This is a genomic window from Paenibacillus sp. Y5S-9, assembly GCF_036894235.1.
Lineage (GTDB): Bacteria > Bacillota > Bacilli > Paenibacillales > Paenibacillaceae > Paenibacillus.
Map to the genome: position 1 here is coordinate 2,551,630 of NZ_CP145887.1, position 18,810 is coordinate 2,570,439.

Genomic DNA, 18,810 nt, shown 5'->3' on the forward strand with positions numbered 1-18,810 from the left:
TACATTCATTGAAGATTAAAGATATAGCTGTCCTTGCGGGTATCATTGGCATTGTGTTGATGATGATTCTCCCGATCCCGACCTGGCTGTTGGACTTGTTGCTGGTCGTCAATATTTCAATTGCTCTGATGATACTACTTGTTGCCATGAACAGCAAAGAAGCGTTGCAGTTTTCTATTTTTCCAGCTTTGCTGTTGATCACTACACTATTCCGATTGGCACTGAACATTTCGACAACCAAGCTAATCCTTGGTGATGGGGATGCCGGAGCCGTAGTTGCTACCTTTGGTAGCTGGATTGCTGGAGGGCAAATTGCGATTGGATTTATCGTGTTTTTGATCCTCGTTGTCGTTCAGTTTATCGTTATTACAAAGGGGTCTGAGCGCGTAGCTGAAGTTGCTGCCCGATTCACACTTGATGCGATGCCTGGTAAACAAATGAGTATTGATGCGGATCTGAATGCGGGTCTGATCAACGAGCAACAAGCTCGTGAGCGTCGTTCCAAAATTGAACGTGAAGCTGATTTCTACGGAGCGATGGATGGAGCAAGTAAATTCGTAAAAGGTGACGCAATTGCAAGTATTATCATCCTCCTGATCAATCTCATTGGTGGATTTATAATCGGTATGACTGTGCATGGGATGGCTTTTGCAGATGCAATGTCAACGTACTCTGTACTGACTATCGGAGATGGATTGGTAAGCCAAATCCCTGCTCTGCTTATTTCCACAGCAGCAGGACTTATCGTCACCAGAGCTTCATCAGAAGGAAATTTGGCAGATGATATTACGGGGCAACTGTTTACATATCCAATACTAATTTATATCGTAGCTTTCGTTATTGCCATGCTCGGTTTCTTCACACCAATTCATGTTATTACTACGCTTCCGTTGGCAGGTGTGTTGGCATATGCCGCGTGGCGTATGCAGAATAATCTGAATTTGAAACAAGTAGCGGAAGAACAGTTGGAAGAAGAACAGCAGATTGAAGAGGTTAGAAGTCCTGAAAGTGTAATTAATCTGCTTCAGGTGGACCCTATTGAGTTTGAATTTGGTTATGGTTTAATACCACTTGCTGATAATCAGCAGGGTGGGGACTTATTGGATCGGATCATTATGATTCGGAGGCAGTGTGCTCTGGAACTGGGGTTAGTCGTTCCGGTCATACGGATTCGAGATAATATCCAGCTCAGACCCAATGAGTATGTTATCAAAATCAAGGGTAATGTGGTAGGCGGCGGAGAACTGTTGTTGAATCATTACCTTGCCATGAGTCCTGGCTATGATGAGGAATCTGTGACAGGTATTGAAACGACAGAACCTGCTTTTGGACTTCCGGCACTATGGATTGATGAAGTAACCAAAGACAGAGCCGAACTTGCAGGATATACGGTCGTTGATCCGCCTTCCGTTGTGGCTACACATCTGACGGAACTGATTAAGAAACATGCGCATGAGTTACTTGGAAGACAAGAAACAAAAGCACTTGTGGATAATCTCAGAGAGAACTATTCTGCCCTTGTGGATGAACTGATCCCTTCTCTACTTTCCATTGGTGATGTACAGAAAGTGCTTGCCAAGTTACTACGTGAGAAAATATCTATTCGGGATATGGTGACCATCTTCGAGACACTGGCTGACTATGGTACGTATACGAAGGATCCTGATGTGCTGACTGAATACGTCAGACAATCCCTCTCACGTCAGATTACTCAGCAGTTCTCACAGAAAGGTGAGACACTTCGCGTGATCACGGTTGGACCTGGTCTTGAGAAGAAAATTGCTGAAAGTGTGCAACAATCGGATCAAGGCAGTTATCTCGCGCTAGACCCTGTATCTACACAAAGTGTATATCAGAAGCTGAGTGAACAAGTGAATCGTTTGATTCAATCAGGTCAACAACCTGTTGTATTAACTTCTCCAACCATTCGGATGTATCTGCGTCAGGTTATTGAACGTACAATGCAGGACATTCCTGTGCTTTCCTACAGCGAGTTGGAGCCGAATGTTGAAATTCAAAGTATCGGGGTGGTGAACTTATGAGAGTAAAACAATACGTTGTTGAGACCATGCCCGAAGCTATGCTTCAAATTCGCAAAGACCTGGGAAGTGATGCCGTTATTCTGTCCACCAAAGAGATTAAGGTGGGCGGTGTGATGGGAATGTTCCGCAAAAAACGGATCGAAGTTGTAGCTGCAGTGGATAAGGAAGAAAACAAGCAAACAACAAAGCCAGTACAAAATCAATTCACACCTGTACCTCGTGCATTTGTACCTGAGGCTTATCGGCAAACAGCTCGTTCGTTTGTTGCGGCTTCTGATGAGTCGGCGACAACGAATACAGCTGATCAAAGTGTACAGGACCAATCTGCGGCTGCGTCGTCTGTGTTTGAATCGCGTAATATCGGTTCAAACATAGACAGCGGCTCAGGTTCTTCGAGCACGGATCATAAACCGCGACCGCAAGGGGCGGATTTTTCGGGTTCAACAACTGGTCCGAAGCCATCAGGTTCAGACCTGCAGCAGGATAAGTTGATGACTGAATTGCAGGATCTTAAACAGATGGTGACCAGGCTTTCAAAGCAAGGTACTTCTGCGGACCCTGTGCCAGAGGAACTGCATTTGATCCGAGAGCGTTTGACAGAACAAGATGTTTGGCCTGAAGTATGGGAATCCTGGTTTGATTCAATTCAAGCAAAATGGTCTGAGGATGGATTGAAAGAACAGGATGTAGAACAAGTGGTGAAGCTTGAGGTCATGCACTTTTTGGAGCAACGAATTGAAGAAGGCATTCTTCCTACCACGCGAATCGTCTATGTAGCTGGACCAACCGGTGTAGGGAAAACTACGACAATTGCAAAATTGGCTGCTGAACAAATGTTCAAAAAACAGCGTAAAGTTGGATTCATTACATCAGATACGTATCGGATCTCGGCGGTAGAACAGCTTAGAACGTACGCATCTATACTGAATGTTCCACTTGAGGTGGTGCAATCGCCCGGTGATACACAACGTGCCATTTCTCGATTAGAGAATTGTGATTTGATCTTTATGGATACAGCGGGTAGAAACTACAGAAATGAATTACTTGTTTCGGAACTGCAAAGTTTGCTTGCTCCTGTAGAGAATAGCGAAACCTTTCTGGTCATGAGTATGACTTCCAAAAGTGCTGATATGGTGCAGATCACGGAACATTTCAGTAAATATGGTCTGGATAAGGTGATTTTCACCAAAATGGATGAGACTGGGAGCTGCGGTCCGCTATTTAACTTGTTACACCGTTTTCCACTCAAGCTCGCATATGTGGCAAATGGACAAAATGTTCCGGACGATTTGTTGAAGCCGGATGCAGATTCGTTGTCTAAACAGTTGCTGGGAGAATGGTCACAATGAAGGATCAGGCAGCTGCACTTCGAAGTATGGTCTCCGCGCCATTGGAATTGGAAGGCATTGAGCGAGATATTCGATCCTCGAAAATCATTACTGTGGCCAGTGGTAAGGGAGGTGTTGGTAAATCCAATTTTACACTGAACTTTGCCTTGGCATTGCAGGCTTTGGGGCAAAAGGTACTTGTATTTGATGCCGATATTGGAATGGCTAATATTGATGTTCTTATGGGTACGTCTTCTTCCTATAATCTTTACCACCTATTGTACCGACAAAAATCCATAAGGGAAATCATACAACTGGGTGCCAGTGGCTTGCCTTACATTGCTGGAGGATCGGGCATGAAAGAGTTGTTCTCATTGTCTGATCGTGATCTCGAGTTCTTCGCCAGTCAAGTCGAGGATATTGCCCAGGAAATGGATTATGTCATCTTTGACACTGGGGCAGGACTCTCCAGAGAGAATATGAAGTTCATCGGTGCTGCCGATGAATGCCTGATTATAACCACACCTGAACCGACTTCAATAACCGATGCTTATGCTTTAGTCAAAGTTATGCACGGCCAGGAAAATGCTACGCCCTTTCGGATGATCGTTAACCGGGTGGAAGACGAACGAGAAGCGGAACGGGTGGCAGAAAAAATAGCTGGAGTGGCGAGGCGGTTTTTGCAGACGGATATTCCGCTGCTTGGGTATATTTCAGAAGACGCCCAGGTAGTCAAAGCGGTTAAAAGGCAAATGCCCTATAGTCTGGCGTATCCCAATGCCAAAGCCTCCAAAGATATAGAGAAACTTGCTCTTCGTTATCTGGCTGTACCTGCAACTCCGGGATCCGGAACCTTGACAGGAATCAGGGGATTTATGAATAAGTGGCTTAAACGGACAACATGATTTCTGAATAAAGGAAACAGGGGTGACACAACATGGCGGCGTATCAAGTATTGGTTGTCGATGATTCCGCTTTTATGCGTAAGATTGTTACGGATTTGATCCAAGCGGATCCGGAATTCAAGGTTACGGCAACGGCATCAAACGGTAGAGAAGCGATTCAAAAATCACTAGAATTGAAACCCGATATTATTACAATGGACGTTGAGATGCCCGAAATGAATGGGTTGGATGCATTAAAATCAATTATGAAGGAATCTTTCGTTCCTGTGATTATGCTCTCTGGTATCAATGAACAAGGCATGAAAGAAACCATTATGGCGCTTGAAGCTGGGGCATTTGACTTCATTCGCAAACCATCTATTTCACATGATCAGGATATTGCTCAAGTTGGTAAAGCCTTGGTTGAGCGCATGCGAGCTGCGATGAATGAGATCAAAAGAAAAGCTGATCGTGAGTTATCCATGAAAAATAGAGACATGTTGCTAGGAGCAGTTGCTCCCCCAACTCAGCCAGTGCAGAAAGAACTGCCGGCCAGGGATCGAGCGGAGCCTGTGAAAAAAACGATCGAACCTGTCGAGACGATTCAACGCTCTCTTCGAGAGCGGACTGAAGCCTTTCAGGCCAAAGCAAAGAAACCAATTCAACCATTGTCACCTTCAAAACCAGGTCGCGTAGAGAATAAACCGGAGCCTTTGCCAAAGGCTGAGCGTAATTTGGGGACGAAGGCAGAAAAAGCAGTGAGGTCAGCTAATCCAGTACAGACTCCAAAGGAAGTTCGACTACCTAATGCAGCTAGAGTGGCAGCTGATCAATTAGCGGCAACCTCTGCCTCTGCAAAAGCCAAGGATGTAATCAAGCCTAATCCTGTTCCCAAAGGTGGAGGGGGGCTGGAAGGACCATTCAACAAACTTGTGGCAATAGGTTGTTCTACGGGTGGACCGAGGGCTCTCAAGACATTGCTTGAGCAGTTGCCTGCTGATTTGCCTGCACCGGTCATTATTGTGCAGCATATGCCGCCCAATTTCACACGTTCTCTGGCTCAACGATTGAATACATTCAGTCCACTGCATGTGGTTGAAGCTGAAGAGGGCATGGTTCTGAAAAAAGGAACCGCCTATATAGCACCCGGCGGATTCCATGTGAAAGTTAACAAAACAGCAGACGGGAAGTTTATTGTGAAGTTGACTGAAGATCAACCAGTGAATGGACATAGACCTTCAGTGGATACGATGTTTGAGTCACTTCTGCCGTTTACATCTTTACAAAGGCATCTTGTTTTGCTAACGGGAATGGGAAGTGATGGAGCACGTATGATGAAGAGATTATACGAAGCTGGAGTTACATCAACCTTTGCCGAGAATGAAGAAACATGTGTTGTATATGGTATGCCGCGTTCTGCTGTAGAGCTGCAATGCGTTCGTCATCTTCTGCCATTGCAGGAGATTGCTTCTAAACTTGTTCAAGCAGTGAAATAACGGAGTGTAACTCACGGAGGAGGTGCCTCACAATGGACATGAACCAATATTTATCCATGTTTATTGATGAGTCTAATGATCATCTGCAATCGCTTAACGAAAACATGCTTCAACTTGAAGGCAATCCGGAAGACCTGGGCATAGTTCAGGTTATATTCCGCTCGGCTCATACCTTGAAGGGTATGGCAGCAACTATGGGCTTTGAAGATTTGGCATCACTGACACATAAAATGGAAAATGTGTTGGATCTGGTTCGTAATGAGAAGTTGAAAATGCAGGATTACATTTTTGATACCATGTTCAAGAGTCTGGACGCTTTGGAAACCATGGTTCAGGATATTACCGAAGGTGGACAAGGTAAAGCAGATGTGTCGTCAATCGTAGCTTCACTTCAAGCCATTGAAAATGGTGAAATGACAAACGGAAATGGACCTGCTACAGAAACAAACAAGCCGGCTAACGCTTCAATCTCTTCGGCTGTGGAGCTGGATGAATTCCAATATTCAGTTCTGGATCAGTCGATCGCCGAAGGTCATCGTGTGTTCTACGTGGATGTGCTTGTTAGTGAGCATAGCCAGTTAAAAGGTGTACGGGCTTATATGGTCTTTGATATGCTGGAACGTTCAGGTGAAGTCGTTAAGGCTTACCCATCCGTTCAGGATATTGAGCAGGAGAAGTTTGAGCGCAGTTTCTCGTTGTATTACATAACAACTAAAGAGGCGCACGAACTGGAAGAAGGCATCATGAGTATCTCTGAAATTGAAAGTGCGAAGCTCATTCAACTGGATCAGGAGACTCTTCAGCAGATGGCCAATCAGGTAGCAGCTACAGTTGAAGCGCCACCCGCACCAACAGCTGTAACTGAGGTTGCTTCGCCGGATAAGAATTCTGTAACCAAAGAAGAAGCGACAACGGCACCAGCAAAAACAGCTGCACCGAAGCAAGCTGCTGCACCTTCACGTACCATTCGTGTGGATATTGAACGTCTCGACGTATTGATGAACCTGTTCAGTGAATTGTTGATTGACCGTTCGCGTCTGGAGCAACTGGCCAGTGAAACAGGCAACAATGATTTATCCGATACAGTAGCTCATTTAAGTCGAGTTAGCACAGATTTGCAAAATATTGTACTGAAATTGCGGATGGTTCCGGTAGATACCGTATTCAATCGATTCCCGCGCATGATCCGTGATCTGGCTAAGACACTTGATAAAAAAATCGATCTGGTGATTACAGGTGCTGAGACGGAACTGGATCGTACGGTAATTGATGAGATTGGTGATCCGCTTGTGCATTTACTGCGTAACGCGGTTGACCATGGTGTGGAATCCATTGCAGAGCGTGTAGCTGCAGGTAAACCAGAGATGGGTATAGTAAACCTGCGTGCCTTCCACAGTGGAAATCACGTATTTATCGAGATTGAAGATGATGGTAAAGGTATCTATCGCGACAAGCTTTTGAAAACCGCGATCAAACGTGGTGTTGTAACCGAAGAACAAGGTGCCAAGATGAGTGACGATGAAGTGAATCAACTGTTGTTTGCACCTGGATTTAGTACTGCTGATATTATCTCGGATATCTCTGGCCGGGGTGTTGGCTTGGATGTAGTAAAATCGAAGATCACTTCGCTTGGCGGTAATGTAACGATTCATTCAACTCCAGGCAAAGGCACGAACTTCTCTGTTCAGCTTCCGTTGACTCTATCCATTATTGCTGCAATGCTTGTACGACTTGGTTCAGAGAAATACGCTGTTCCGTTGTCCTCCATTGTAGAGACGGCCATTGTACAACGTGAGCAAGTTCGTAATATTCACGGCAATAAAATGATCACGTTCCGTGAGTCACTGATTCCGTACCTGTCCTTGAGCGAAGTTTTCTCGGTACCGGATTTCAATGACGCTGATGAGCAAGAAACAGAAATAGTCGTGATTCGCAAAGGCGACCGTCTTGCAGCCGTAGCTGTTGAAGAATTTATTGGACAAAGTGAGATTGTTCTCAAATCAATGGGAACCTATCTTCCTGCTATTGAAGGAATCTCTGGAGCAACCATTCTCGGAGATGGACAAGTAGCCCTGATTCTTGATCCTAATGCATTTATTAAATAAGCATAGAGCTAAGTCTTACATTTAATAGGGAGGTTTTTTACATGGAAGAAGAGTTGAAAGTCATCGTCTTTAAATTGGGTTCCGAAGAGTATGGTATTGAGGTAGACAAGGTTCAGACGATTGAGCGTATGATGCCAATTACCCGTGTTCCCAAGACACTTTCCTTTGTAAAAGGAGTTATTAATCTACGCGGTGTTGTAATTCCGGTCATTGATCTACGCGGTCGTTTCTCCCTTCCGGAAACGGAATACACGGATCAGACTCGTATTGTTATCGTAGGTGTAGACGACATGCAAGTTGGCTTTATCGTAGATTCTGCCAATGATGTTATTGATATCAAGAGCAGTGCGATCGATAGCCCGCCAGAAGTGGTTGGTGGCGTCAAGGCGAGATACCTGCGAGGTGTTGCTAAATTGGAGGATTCACGCTTGTTGATTATGCTCAACCTAAACGAAGTATTAAATAAAAGCGAGATTGTACAGCTGGAAAGTGTTGAGGGCTAGTACCGTGGAGATGTTCAACCGATTTGAGGTATTCCAGATGGATGTGCTCAAAGAGGTCGGTAACATTGGAGCAGGCAACGCCGCAACGGCGTTGTCTCAACTCCTCAACAGACCGATTGACATGGGTGTACCTAAAGTACAAATGCTCCCTTTTGAAGAAGTTGCCGAAAAAGTGGGCGGAGATGAACGCATCGTGGTTACCGTGTTTCTTCGTGTAGAAGGCGAAGCACCGGGAAATCTTTTCTTTATGATGACACCAGAGGCTGCTAAAATGTTGTTGAACAGACTTGCCGGGTTCGATCTGAAAGAAGGGCTCGCTTTTACAGATATGGAACAATCAGCGCTTTCCGAGATTGGAAATATTTTAGCTGGATCCTATCTTTCTTCTTTGGCAGATTTTACGAAGTTGTCTATGTATCCAACTGTTCCTGGACTTGCCATCGACATGGCGGGTGCCATTCTAAGTTATGGCTTGCTGCAATTTGGCGAGATGGGTGACGCTGCATTGTTAATTGACACATCTTTCTTTGAAGGTGAAGATCAAGTGGAGGGTCAGTTTTTCCTCATTCCGGATCCACCATCCTTTGCAAAGATATTTGAATCGCTAGGGGTGCCACTGAGCCATGATTGAGGACAAAAGCGTCGTTAAAGTCGGTATGGCGGATTTAAACATCGCTCATCTTCCTGGTGTAATCCGTACGACTGGCTTGGGTTCGTGTGTGGGATTAACAATGTATGACCCACATTTGAAGCTGGCTGGAATGGCGCATGTCATGCTTCCTACTTCAGAGATCGCCCGTGAAGGGAAACTGAACACTGCGAAATATGCGGATACGGCGTTGCCTGAGCTTTTGGAAAAAATGATAAAACTAGGCGCTTCTCACTCACGTATTGTGTCTAAAATGGCCGGAGGCTCTCAGATGTTTGCCTTTGCTGGCGCTGGAGATACAATGCGCATTGGACCAAGGAATGCAGATTCATGTCGAGAATGGCTTCAAAAACTCAATATCCCTCTTCTAGCAGAAGATACGGGTGGGAATTATGGACGCACGATTGAGATGGATTGTGAAACTGGACTTTTGACTATTCGAAGTGTACAAATGGGTGTAAAGGAACTATAAGACTATGATAGGAAACTACCGCATTAATCTTGGAGCAGGCATCGTTGGGTTTATTCTTACTTTTTTTGTAGCATACAGCAGCAATGTGCTGATGACCAGTTTAATTCGCGGATTGATCGGATTCGTAGCCTGGTTTGTCCTTGCATATGGTTTACGCTGGGGATTGGGATTGCTGCTGAACCCTCGGATCGAGGGAAATGGGTATGGTTATGATTCACCAAATGCTCAAGATCAAAGAGGTTCACAGGTGGACATTAAAATCGAAGACGATGGACAAGAGCTGAATGATTTGCTCAAGAGTGGACAGAACGCTTCATCTGGGGACGATCTTCCGCCATCTGAGACGAAAGCTCCAACGGGATTCGCCCCTTTGGATCCGCCTAAACTTGTCCGGACCAAGGATCCGGAGGAATTGGCGCAGGCCGTTCGTCACCTGACAGACAAATAAGGAGGGTGAAAGCAATTGAACGAGCGTAAAGCTTCACATTTGAACCATTCTGATCTGTGGGAAAAGTGGAAAGAACATGGAGATCTTGAAGCCAAGAAAACTTTGATTGAAAAGTATCTTCACATTGTAAATTATGTATCCGGTCGACTGGCTGTTGGTTTGCCCAAAAATGTTCCCAAGGATGACTTGGAGAGCAATGGCGTTATGGGGTTAATTGATGCATTGGAGAAGTTCGACTATGAACGTGGTCTGCAATTTGAAACTTATGCATCATGGAGGGTCCGCGGAGCCATTCTTGACGGTTTGCGTCAAGGTGATTGGGTTCCGCGTTCTGTGCGGGAGAAGGCCAAACGAATCGAAGACGCCTATCAACAGCTGGAACAAAGTTATCTCAGGTCCGTTAGTGATGAGGAAATGAGCGAGTATCTGGACGTGTCCACTAAAGATTTTCAACATATGCTTCAGGAAGTGGCAGTCATGTCACTTTGCTCGTTGGAGGACCCAATTCGTGAGGAAGAGTCTGAGACTCGACTGTCTTTGATGGTGGATGAGAAAGCCAAAAATCCGGATTATAAAGTGAATGAGTTTTATTTGAAGGAAGCTTTGGTGCAAGGGCTTGACAAGTTGACGGTAAAAGAGAGAACGGTTGTTTCACTCTTGTATTACGAAGATCTTTCTCTTAGTGAAATTGCTGAGGTTATGTCTCTTTCTCCGTCTCGTATATCCCAGTTACATTCCAAGGCAATATTACGATTACGCGGCACGTTGGACAAACAGAAAGATTTGTTGATGCGTAAAGATTAATAGAGAGAAGTAATATCATTGGAGTTTGGGGAGTGGAAAGTCTAAAAGGGGGAAGAATTGCAGTGACACAGCGGACTGCTTTGGAACAATGTTTAAACATTGTTTTATCGGACGACAAATGCACAGCCTACCTTGAATTTTCCAAAGAGGAAGAAGGCTTTGCCTGCACGATCGATGAACTTGAACAATTTGTGGCGGACAAGGGCATCAAACAAGGTGTATCGCGAGAAGCATTGTTACTTTTTGTGAGTAACCCTGAAACCTATTTGAAAGATAAATACAAGATTGCAGAAGGTGTCGCTCCCATTCAAGGAACAGATGGCTTCATCAAGATTCTGGTTGGAATGGACGATACGAATGAACGACGACCACTGGAATCGGAAGATGGAACTGTCGATTACAAAGAAGTGACCCGGTTAAATAATGTCCGTAGTGGTCAGATCATTGCAGAGCGGATCGCTCCTTGCGATGGTATACCCGGCAGGGCAGTTACGGGTGAGGAAATTCCTTATCGTCCGGGAAAAGAAGCTCGGTTTAAAGTAGGGAAAAACGTTGTGATTAACCCGGATGGTTCTGCGATGTATGCTGCACTGGATGGGCTGGTTACCAAAACGGACGGTAACAAACTGAATGTGTTTCCGCTCTATGAAGTCAATGGTGACGTTGATTACAATAATGGTAATATCGACTTTGTAGGCACAGTTGTCATACGAGGCAATGTACTTACCGGATTTAAAGTAAAAGCAGCAGGTGACATTCGTGTCGTCGGAGGTGTCGAAGGAGCTGAACTGGAAGCAGGCGGCTCAATCGAAATTACCGGTGGTATTATTGGTTATAACAAAGGACTGGTACAAGCAGGCCATAATGTTAAATGTACTTTCATTCAAGAAGGCAACGTGGATGCCGGTGAAGATGTTCTGGTTTCCCAAAGTATTATGCATTCCAATATTCGTGCTGGCCATGGTGTCATCTGTGCGGGCACCAAAGGTCTTATCGTTGGTGGCTCGATCCAGGCTGGTCAGAACGTCTCAGCGCGTGTTGTGGGCAACAGCATGTCCACGGTCACTTCCATTGAAGTTGGTGTGCTGCCAAAGCTGCGTAACGAACTCAATGATTTGCGCAAGGAAGTCAGAGAGCAGATGGATTCCTTGGACAAAACGAAGAAAGCTTTGACATTGCTGGATCAATTAGCTGCCGCTGGACAACTAACTCCAGATAAGATGTCGATGCGAATCAAGCTGAATGCTACGCAGAAATCCGCTCTTCGTATAAGTGAAGAAACGAAAATGCGTATCTTTGAAATTGAGAAGGCACTTGAAGATACAAGTAAGGCTCGTGTTGATATTCTGAAGATGATTTATGGAGGCTCTAAAATAGTTATCGGCAGATACACGAAATTTATTAAAGATCCAGTGAGTCGAATTTCATTTTATTATCACGATGGTGATATTACGATGGTTCCATACGTTTAAGTACAGCATTCAGGCACAGGAAGAAATCCATTCGAAACCGTGAGGTGAGCGTATGAGTTTCAAAGCAGTGGAGTTGCAGATTGCGGTACCACGAACAAGTGAAGCGGGACGTTATCAAAGTGAAGCCCAGCAGCGACCGATTACGGATCAAAATCTTTTGGCAGAGCAAACGTCGAAAGAAGCAAATGAAGCAAGGCAACGAAGTGAAGCAATGGACGAAACTTCACAGACTTCGGTGCGTGATGGTCATACCCATGATGGGGATCAGCAGAGTGGTTCCGATGGACAGGAGACTTCTCAGGCTCAAGAAACTGTTAAACCTGCAGAGCACCCGTACAAAGGAAAACACATAGATCTGTCTTTATAATAAATGGTTGTTATGGACATGCAGTCTTTCGCACCGATGGTTGAATCAGAAGGAGAGAACCCAATTTGTCACCATGGATCATTATTGTCATATTAGGGGCTTGCGCCATCGCCTACGCTTATATTATGCCTCGTAAAAACAAGGCGCAAGAGTCCGGGCATCAACTGGTGCAGGAGATGGAATCTACGCTTGAACACTACATGACCGAGATCGAAAATGATAATGATGCTCTTATTCAACGTGTGGCTGAAATGAAGGGAGAAGCGACAGCAGCCGATCAACGCATGCAATTGCAACTTCAGGAATTACAGCAGCGGTTGGATCAGCTGGAGCAGAGCAAAAAAAACGAACCTGTCGCATCACCTGTGCCACACTCAGGTAGTGTACCGGTACAAGCTTCCGAAGGTTTGCAAGCACAAGCGCTTGTGAAAAGTGTACAAGCAGAGACTGCCCAGCAGGCGTTAGAAGCAGACGTACAGACCAGTGAAGTCGAATCTTTGCCACAACGTGAGTCGATTAAAGATCGATACGCAGAACTCTTTACTCTACATGCTGAAGGTAAGTCGATGGATGCCATATCCAAGCAGACAGGCATTCAGCGTGGTGAGGTACAGTTAATACTGCAATTGGCAGAACGGGAGGAAAGCTAAGTCATGGACAAGCGATCCTTATGGATTGGCCTGGGGAGCGGCATGATTATTGGTGCAGTTTTGCTTCAACTGGCCACAGTCGGACAAAATGCATTATCCGATAGTAATCTGGACCCCGAGCAGACTGCCAATATGACCAAAGAACAGCTTGAAACGGCCGCAAAAACCTTGGATATGAAGTTGGTCGGTTCTGAAGAGGAACTATACACAGAAGCAGAGTGGGTAGCAAAGAAAAAGCAGGAGAGCAGTGAGTTGCAGGGGAATACAGCAACGCCACCTGAGACAGTAACCTCTACGGAGACACCTGCAGAGCCTGAGAACCCACAAGAGCCTGCTGCAAGTGAAGTTGAAGGGCAGAAAGAGATAACTGAGCCGAAGACAACAGAACCTGTAACGCCGAGCAATCCGAAAGGCGCAACAGTATCATTCAAAGTACGTTCAGGCAATAGTCTGGCGATCGTTGCAGCAAATCTAAAAACCGCGGGAATCGTAGATGATGCTCAAGCATTCATAAAGGCTGGCAAAGCTGAGCGAATCAATACCAAAATCCAAGTGGGTACTTATGCGCTTGAAAAAGGTGAAAGTTTCAAATCCATTATCGCAAAAATTACAAAAGAACCGTCAAACTGAGCATGCTCGGACAGGGCGGTTTTTGCGTATTAAACGGTGCATTTTCAAAGCTTGATAATAATTAGTGTTGATTTACATATCAAGTTTAAAATGATTCGATACTAGCAAAAAGTAAAAAGTAGATTTTAGCTTCAAAGACTGTTGCATCAGACAATCAGTTGTGATATATTAGATAACGGTGTTAAAACACACGCATGTGCTAATTTTGTTGAGGGTGCTTTCCTTATGGAGAGTCTTGGCGAAAAATGATGCCGGCGGAGGACACAATAAAAACCATATTAGGAGGTGTGTGAAGATGGCAGTAATCTCCATGAAGCAGCTTCTCGAAGCTGGGGTACACTTCGGTCACCAAACTCGTCGTTGGAACCCAAAAATGGATCGTTATATCTTCACTGAAAGAAACGGAATTTACATCATCGATTTGCAAAAAACGGTGAAAAAAGTCGAAGAGGCTTACAACTTCGTTAAAGGAATCGCAGGAGAGAATGGTAAAATTCTTTTCGTGGGTACTAAGAAACAAGCTCAAGATTCCGTTAAAGAAGAAGCTGAACGTGCTGGTCAATTCTACATTAACCAACGCTGGCTCGGCGGTACCCTGACTAACTTCCAAACTATTCAAAAACGTATTGATCGTTTGAAACAGTTGGAAGCTTGGGAAGAAGACGGTACATTCGCTGTATTGCCTAAAAAAGAAGTTATCTTGCTTCGCAAAGAAAAAGATCGTCTGGAGAAATTCTTGGGCGGTATTAAAAATATGAAAGGCCTGCCAAGCGCCTTGTTCATCATCGATCCACGCAAAGAGCGTATCGCTGTTGCGGAAGCTCGCAAATTGGGTATCCCAATTGTTGGTATCGTTGATACTAACTGCGATCCGGACGAGATCGATTATGTTATCCCAGGTAATGACGACGCGATCCGCGCTGTTAAATTGCTGACAGGTAAAATGGCTGATGCTGTAATCGAAGCTAACCAAGGCGAAGAAACTTCCGCTTAATAGATTCGAACATATGTTATAAACTAAATGAAAAGGGTGGTTGGCAGGTGGATAACCTCTCACTGCCCTTTTTTTAGAGTGTACGTACAATACTTAATTTTGGAGGGAATTTATAATGGCAGTTAATGCGAGTGCAGTGAAAGAACTTCGCGAAAGAACGGGCGCTGGTATGCTCGATTGCAAAAAAGCACTGGAAGAAGCAAACGGTGATGTAACGAAAGCAGCTGAATTGTTGCGTGAGAAAGGTCTTTCTGCAGCAGCAAGCAAAGCAGGCCGTGCAGCAACCGAAGGTGTTGTTGAATCTTACATCCACGCTGGTGGACGTATTGGTGTCTTGGTTGAAGTTAACTGTGAAACAGACTTCGTTGGTAAAACGGATCAATTTAAGGATTTCGTTAAAGATGTAGCTATGCAAATCGCTGCAGCTAATCCTAAATTCGTTACACGCGAAGAAGTTCCTGCAGATGAGCTGGAAAAAGAAAAAGAAATCCTGAAAGCTCAAGCTCTTAACGAAGGCAAACCAGAGAAAATCATTGAAAAAATGGTTGAAGGCCGTATCGGTAAATACTACGAAGAGTACTGCCTGATGGAACAAACTTTCGTTAAAGATCCAGACAAAACGATCTCTCAATTGCTGAACGAAAAAATCAGCCAAATTGGTGAAAACATCTCCATCCGTCGTTTCGTTCGTTACGAACTGGGTGAAGGTCTTGAGAAAAAAGTAGACAACTTCGTAGAAGAAGTAATGTCCCAAGTAAACAAATAAGACGGTTCTTATAAACCGGCGAGCAGAATTGATTTTCGAAGATATAAGAATGATGAAACTTCGAAGCGTAAACTCCCTTATATCTCAGGAAAACAGTGCCTTACCGGTTAAACGTTTTTCCTAAAAGAGCGGAACACAACTGTGTTCCTTTCTTTTTAAGCAGGAGGCCATGCGCGAGAAGTTTTGTTGGTTGAACACCAAGCGTGTTCGATTCAAAGTGGAGGGTGAATAATTGGAACAGCCAGTATTTAAACGTGTTGTCTTAAAGGTCAGCGGAGAGTCTCTTTCCGGTCAAAACGGCTACGGTATTGATGCAGATACGATCTCGTCGATTGCCCAACAGGTAAAAGAGGTTGTTGCACTTGGTGTACAGGTTGCTATTGTATGTGGCGGCGGAAACATCTGGCGTGGAATTGCCGGTAGCGAAAACGGCATCGATCGTGCAACTGCCGATTATATGGGTATGCTGGCGACGGTAATGAACTCGCTGGCACTGCAGGATGCTTTGGAACAGATTGAAGTGCCTACGCGTGTACAGACATCTATTGCGATGCAACAGATTGCAGAGCCTTATATTCGTCGTAGAGCTATTCGCCATCTGGAGAAAGGCCGGGTCGTTATTTTTGCAGCAGGTACAGGTAACCCGTTCTTTTCCACGGATACAACAGCAGCACTGCGCGCAGCGGAGATTGAAGCAGAAGTTATCTTGATGGCCAAAAATAAAGTTGATGGTGTATACTCAGCAGATCCGTTTAAGGACAGCTCAGCTGTGAAATTTGATCAGTTGACTTACATGGATATTCTTAACAAAGACCTTGGTGTAATGGATTCGACGGCATCCTCGCTTTGTAAGGACAACAACATCCCGTTGATCGTATTTGCCATTACGGAACAAGGTAACATCAAACGTGTTGTTCTGGGCGAACGTATCGGAACAATCGTTAAAGGGAGTGTAGATTAATGCCACAAGCGGTTAAACAACACGCCGAAGAGCGTATGGAAAAAGCAATTCAAGCATTGCGTCGTGACCTGGCTACTTTGCGTGCAGGCCGCGCAACTCCAGCTCTTCTGGACCGAATTCAGGTAGAGTATTATGGAGCAATGACGCCATTGAATCAACTCGCTAATATCAGTACTCCGGATTCCCGTACACTGATGATTCAGCCTTGGGACAAATCTTCCATGGGTGACATCGAGCGTGCCATCATGAAATCGGATCTGGGTCTTACTCCAGCCAATGATGGTAGCATGATCCGTCTGTCTATTCCGGCATTGACGGAAGAACGTAGAGCGGAACTTGTTAAGCTGACGAAGAAGTTCGGTGAAGAAGGTAAAGTAGCGATTCGTAACATTCGCCGTGACGCGAATGATGACATCAAGAAAATGGAGAAGTCAGATATTTCCGAGGATGAATCCCGGAGACATCAGGACGATATCCAAAAATCGACCGACAAGTTTATTGCTGAAGTCGATAAGGTACTCGCTGCCAAAGAAAAAGAAATCATGGAAGTGTAAGACAAGCGCAGCCCCTCCAATACGGTGGGGTTTTGTCTCTTTTTCCAAGCTTCAGATAAAGAAACTTCAGGGATTTTGGAGGAACAGGAATGATCAAACGGGTTCGGTCGTGGTGGAATGGGGCTGACAAGCAGGAAACGCTGACTATATCCGAGGACAATATCCCGCAGCACGTCGCCATCATCATGGACGGCAATGGACGATGGGCCAAACGTTTGGGACTCCCGCGTATAGCCGGGCACCAAAATGGCATGAAGGCGGTCAAACGTGCGACCATCGCGGCGGATGAACTGGGCATCAAATATCTGACGATGTACGCTTTTTCGACAGAAAACTGGACGCGTCCAAAAGAAGAAGTGGATTTTCTGATGCGACTTCCGCAAGAATTTCTGGCCATAGAGCTGGATGAACTTATAGAAAAAAATGTGCGCATTCGCATGATGGGTCAAGAGGAACATTTACCTTCTCATACCATTAATGCCTTGCGGGAAGCCATTCGTCTTACGGAACATAATACAGGTCTCGTTTTGAACTTTGCAATGAACTATGGAAGTCGTCGTGAAATGACGGACTGTGTTAAACAGATCGCTCTGCAGGTGAAATCGGGGGAACTATCGGCAGAGGACATAACACCTGAACTCATTGATAGACATATGCTGACGGTTGACATGCCCGATCCGGATCTGCTGATCCGGACGAGCGGAGAGTTGAGATTAAGCAACTTTATGCTCTGGCAGCTTGCATATAGTGAATTATGGTTTACGGATATATACTGGCCCGAATTTGGCAAAAAGCATTTGCTTGAAGCAGTAGCCGAATATCAGCGCAGAACAAGGCGTTACGGCGGTTTGAAATAGATGGAGGATGAAGCCGTTGAAACAGCGATTAACGACAGGAATCATAGCAGGTGTGTTGTTTTTAGGTTTTTGCATGCTGGGCGGACCCTGGTACCATGGTTTGGTATTGCTTATGGCTCTCATCGGTTATTATGAATTTGTTAAAATGACCGGGGTGATGCCTTTTTCAGGTGTGGCCCTGATTGGATATGCTGGTGTTTTTGCCATTGTGTTTCCTTGGGAAATGCTTTGGGAGGCAAGACCGCTATCCTTATTTCAGGTCATCTGGATAGTGATGCTTGTACTGATGACAGCTTCGGTTGTCACCAAAAATAAGGTTCCCGTCAATACAGTGGCGATGCTTTTCCTTGGCGTGTTGTATATAGGGATCGGTTTCTATTACATTGCAGAATCCAGACATCTGCTTCATGGGTTGTTCTGGACATTCCTGTTGCTGGGCTCCATATGGGCCAGTGATGCAGGAGCTTATTTTGTAGGGAAACTAATTGGTAAAAACAAACTGTGGCCTTCCATCAGTCCAAACAAAACCGTGGAGGGTGCACTGGGTGGCATCGTGATTGCAATTGTTACTTCTGTTATTTTTGCATTAGTATCAGATGGTTTGCTTTCCTGGCAGAGAGCGATTGTGATCGGAATTGCCTGTGCAGTTGTAGGTCAGATGGGTGACTTGATCCAGTCTGCATACAAACGTGTATATAATATCAAGGATTCAGGCAGTCTTCTCCCAGGGCATGGAGGCATTCTTGATCGGTGCGACAGCTGGATTGTTGTTTTTCCATTCGTACATATACTAATGCTACTGCCCTACTAAAGAAGAACATGAGTCTG

General features: G+C 45.0%; 20 protein-coding genes. All 20 read left to right on the plus strand.

The features are described 5' to 3' along the window. The first annotated feature begins 8 nt into the window (after positions 1-8). The 20 genes from flhA to V6669_RS11505 all read left to right on the plus strand — a co-directional run bounded on the left by flhA (position 9) and on the right by V6669_RS11505 (position 18,793). Complete coding sequence (gene flhA, locus V6669_RS11410; protein WP_017689169.1) at positions 9-2,042, plus strand: flagellar biosynthesis protein FlhA; 2,034 nt, start codon at positions 9-11, stop codon at positions 2,040-2,042. Further along, a complete protein-coding gene (gene flhF / locus V6669_RS11415; RefSeq protein WP_338593819.1) occupies positions 2,039-3,391 on the plus strand; it encodes a flagellar biosynthesis protein FlhF in 1,353 nt (450 codons plus the stop codon). The genes flhA and flhF overlap by 4 nt, the downstream gene beginning before the upstream one ends. After that, positions 3,388-4,275 carry a MinD/ParA family protein gene (locus V6669_RS11420; RefSeq protein ID WP_017689167.1) on the plus strand — a complete coding sequence of 296 codons (888 nt, stop codon included), beginning with the start codon at positions 3,388-3,390 and terminating at the stop codon, positions 4,273-4,275. Before flhF ends, V6669_RS11420 begins: the two co-directional genes overlap by 4 nt. Positions 4,276-4,307: 32 nt before the next feature. After that, positions 4,308-5,750, plus strand: a complete 1,443-nt coding sequence (cheB, locus tag V6669_RS11425) for a chemotaxis-specific protein-glutamate methyltransferase CheB (RefSeq protein ID WP_338593820.1) — start codon at positions 4,308-4,310, stop codon at positions 5,748-5,750. Positions 5,751-5,782: 32 nt separating this feature from the next. After that, on the plus strand, positions 5,783-7,855 hold the full coding sequence (locus V6669_RS11430; RefSeq protein ID WP_338593822.1) for a chemotaxis protein CheA: 2,073 nt from the start codon (positions 5,783-5,785) through the stop codon (positions 7,853-7,855). Positions 7,856-7,896: 41 nt separating this feature from the next. Next, positions 7,897-8,358 (plus strand): chemotaxis protein CheW, encoded by a 462-nt coding sequence (locus V6669_RS11435; protein ID WP_036609340.1) that lies wholly within the window; start codon positions 7,897-7,899, stop codon positions 8,356-8,358. 10 nt (positions 8,359-8,368) lie between these two features. Next, the gene (locus tag V6669_RS11440; protein WP_338594906.1) at positions 8,369-8,989 is read left to right on the plus strand and encodes a chemotaxis protein CheC; all 621 of its coding nucleotides are present in this window, start codon (positions 8,369-8,371) and stop codon (positions 8,987-8,989) included. Next, the gene (locus tag V6669_RS11445; protein ID WP_017689162.1) at positions 8,982-9,479 is read left to right on the plus strand and encodes a chemotaxis protein CheD; all 498 of its coding nucleotides are present in this window, start codon (positions 8,982-8,984) and stop codon (positions 9,477-9,479) included. Before V6669_RS11440 ends, V6669_RS11445 begins: the two co-directional genes overlap by 8 nt. Before the next feature lie 4 nt (positions 9,480-9,483). Further along, positions 9,484-9,927 (plus strand): hypothetical protein, encoded by a 444-nt coding sequence (locus tag V6669_RS11450; protein WP_338593824.1) that lies wholly within the window; start codon positions 9,484-9,486, stop codon positions 9,925-9,927. A 15-nt stretch (positions 9,928-9,942) separates the two neighbouring features. Beyond that, on the plus strand, positions 9,943-10,731 hold the full coding sequence (locus V6669_RS11455; protein ID WP_017689160.1) for a FliA/WhiG family RNA polymerase sigma factor: 789 nt from the start codon (positions 9,943-9,945) through the stop codon (positions 10,729-10,731). 62 nt (positions 10,732-10,793) lie between these two features. Then, positions 10,794-12,203 carry a FapA family protein gene (locus V6669_RS11460; protein WP_338593825.1) on the plus strand — a complete coding sequence of 470 codons (1,410 nt, stop codon included), beginning with the start codon at positions 10,794-10,796 and terminating at the stop codon, positions 12,201-12,203. A gap of 52 nt (positions 12,204-12,255) precedes the next feature. Beyond that, entirely contained in the window at positions 12,256-12,570 is a 315-nt protein-coding gene (locus V6669_RS11465; protein ID WP_338593826.1) for a hypothetical protein, read from the plus strand. A gap of 65 nt (positions 12,571-12,635) precedes the next feature. Beyond that, positions 12,636-13,220: a hypothetical protein gene (locus V6669_RS11470; protein WP_338593827.1), complete on the plus strand. Its 585-nt coding sequence runs from the start codon at positions 12,636-12,638 to the stop codon at positions 13,218-13,220. A 3-nt stretch (positions 13,221-13,223) separates the two neighbouring features. Beyond that, a complete protein-coding gene (locus V6669_RS11475) occupies positions 13,224-13,850 on the plus strand; it encodes a hypothetical protein (RefSeq protein ID WP_338593828.1) in 627 nt (208 codons plus the stop codon). A gap of 295 nt (positions 13,851-14,145) precedes the next feature. Then, the gene (gene rpsB / locus V6669_RS11480; protein WP_017689155.1) at positions 14,146-14,844 is read left to right on the plus strand and encodes a 30S ribosomal protein S2; all 699 of its coding nucleotides are present in this window, start codon (positions 14,146-14,148) and stop codon (positions 14,842-14,844) included. Positions 14,845-14,959: 115 nt separating this feature from the next. After that, the gene (tsf, locus tag V6669_RS11485) at positions 14,960-15,610 is read left to right on the plus strand and encodes a translation elongation factor Ts (RefSeq protein WP_124114084.1); all 651 of its coding nucleotides are present in this window, start codon (positions 14,960-14,962) and stop codon (positions 15,608-15,610) included. 232 nt (positions 15,611-15,842) lie between these two features. After that, complete coding sequence (gene pyrH, locus V6669_RS11490; protein ID WP_338593831.1) at positions 15,843-16,571, plus strand: UMP kinase; 729 nt, start codon at positions 15,843-15,845, stop codon at positions 16,569-16,571. Beyond that, positions 16,571-17,125 (plus strand): ribosome recycling factor, encoded by a 555-nt coding sequence (frr, locus tag V6669_RS11495; protein ID WP_017689152.1) that lies wholly within the window; start codon positions 16,571-16,573, stop codon positions 17,123-17,125. The genes pyrH and frr overlap by 1 nt, the downstream gene beginning before the upstream one ends. Positions 17,126-17,214: 89 nt before the next feature. Further along, on the plus strand, positions 17,215-17,982 hold the full coding sequence (locus V6669_RS11500; protein ID WP_017689151.1) for an isoprenyl transferase: 768 nt from the start codon (positions 17,215-17,217) through the stop codon (positions 17,980-17,982). A gap of 16 nt (positions 17,983-17,998) precedes the next feature. Next, positions 17,999-18,793, plus strand: a complete 795-nt coding sequence (locus tag V6669_RS11505) for a phosphatidate cytidylyltransferase (RefSeq protein WP_338593833.1) — start codon at positions 17,999-18,001, stop codon at positions 18,791-18,793. Positions 18,794-18,810: the final 17 nt, after the last annotated feature.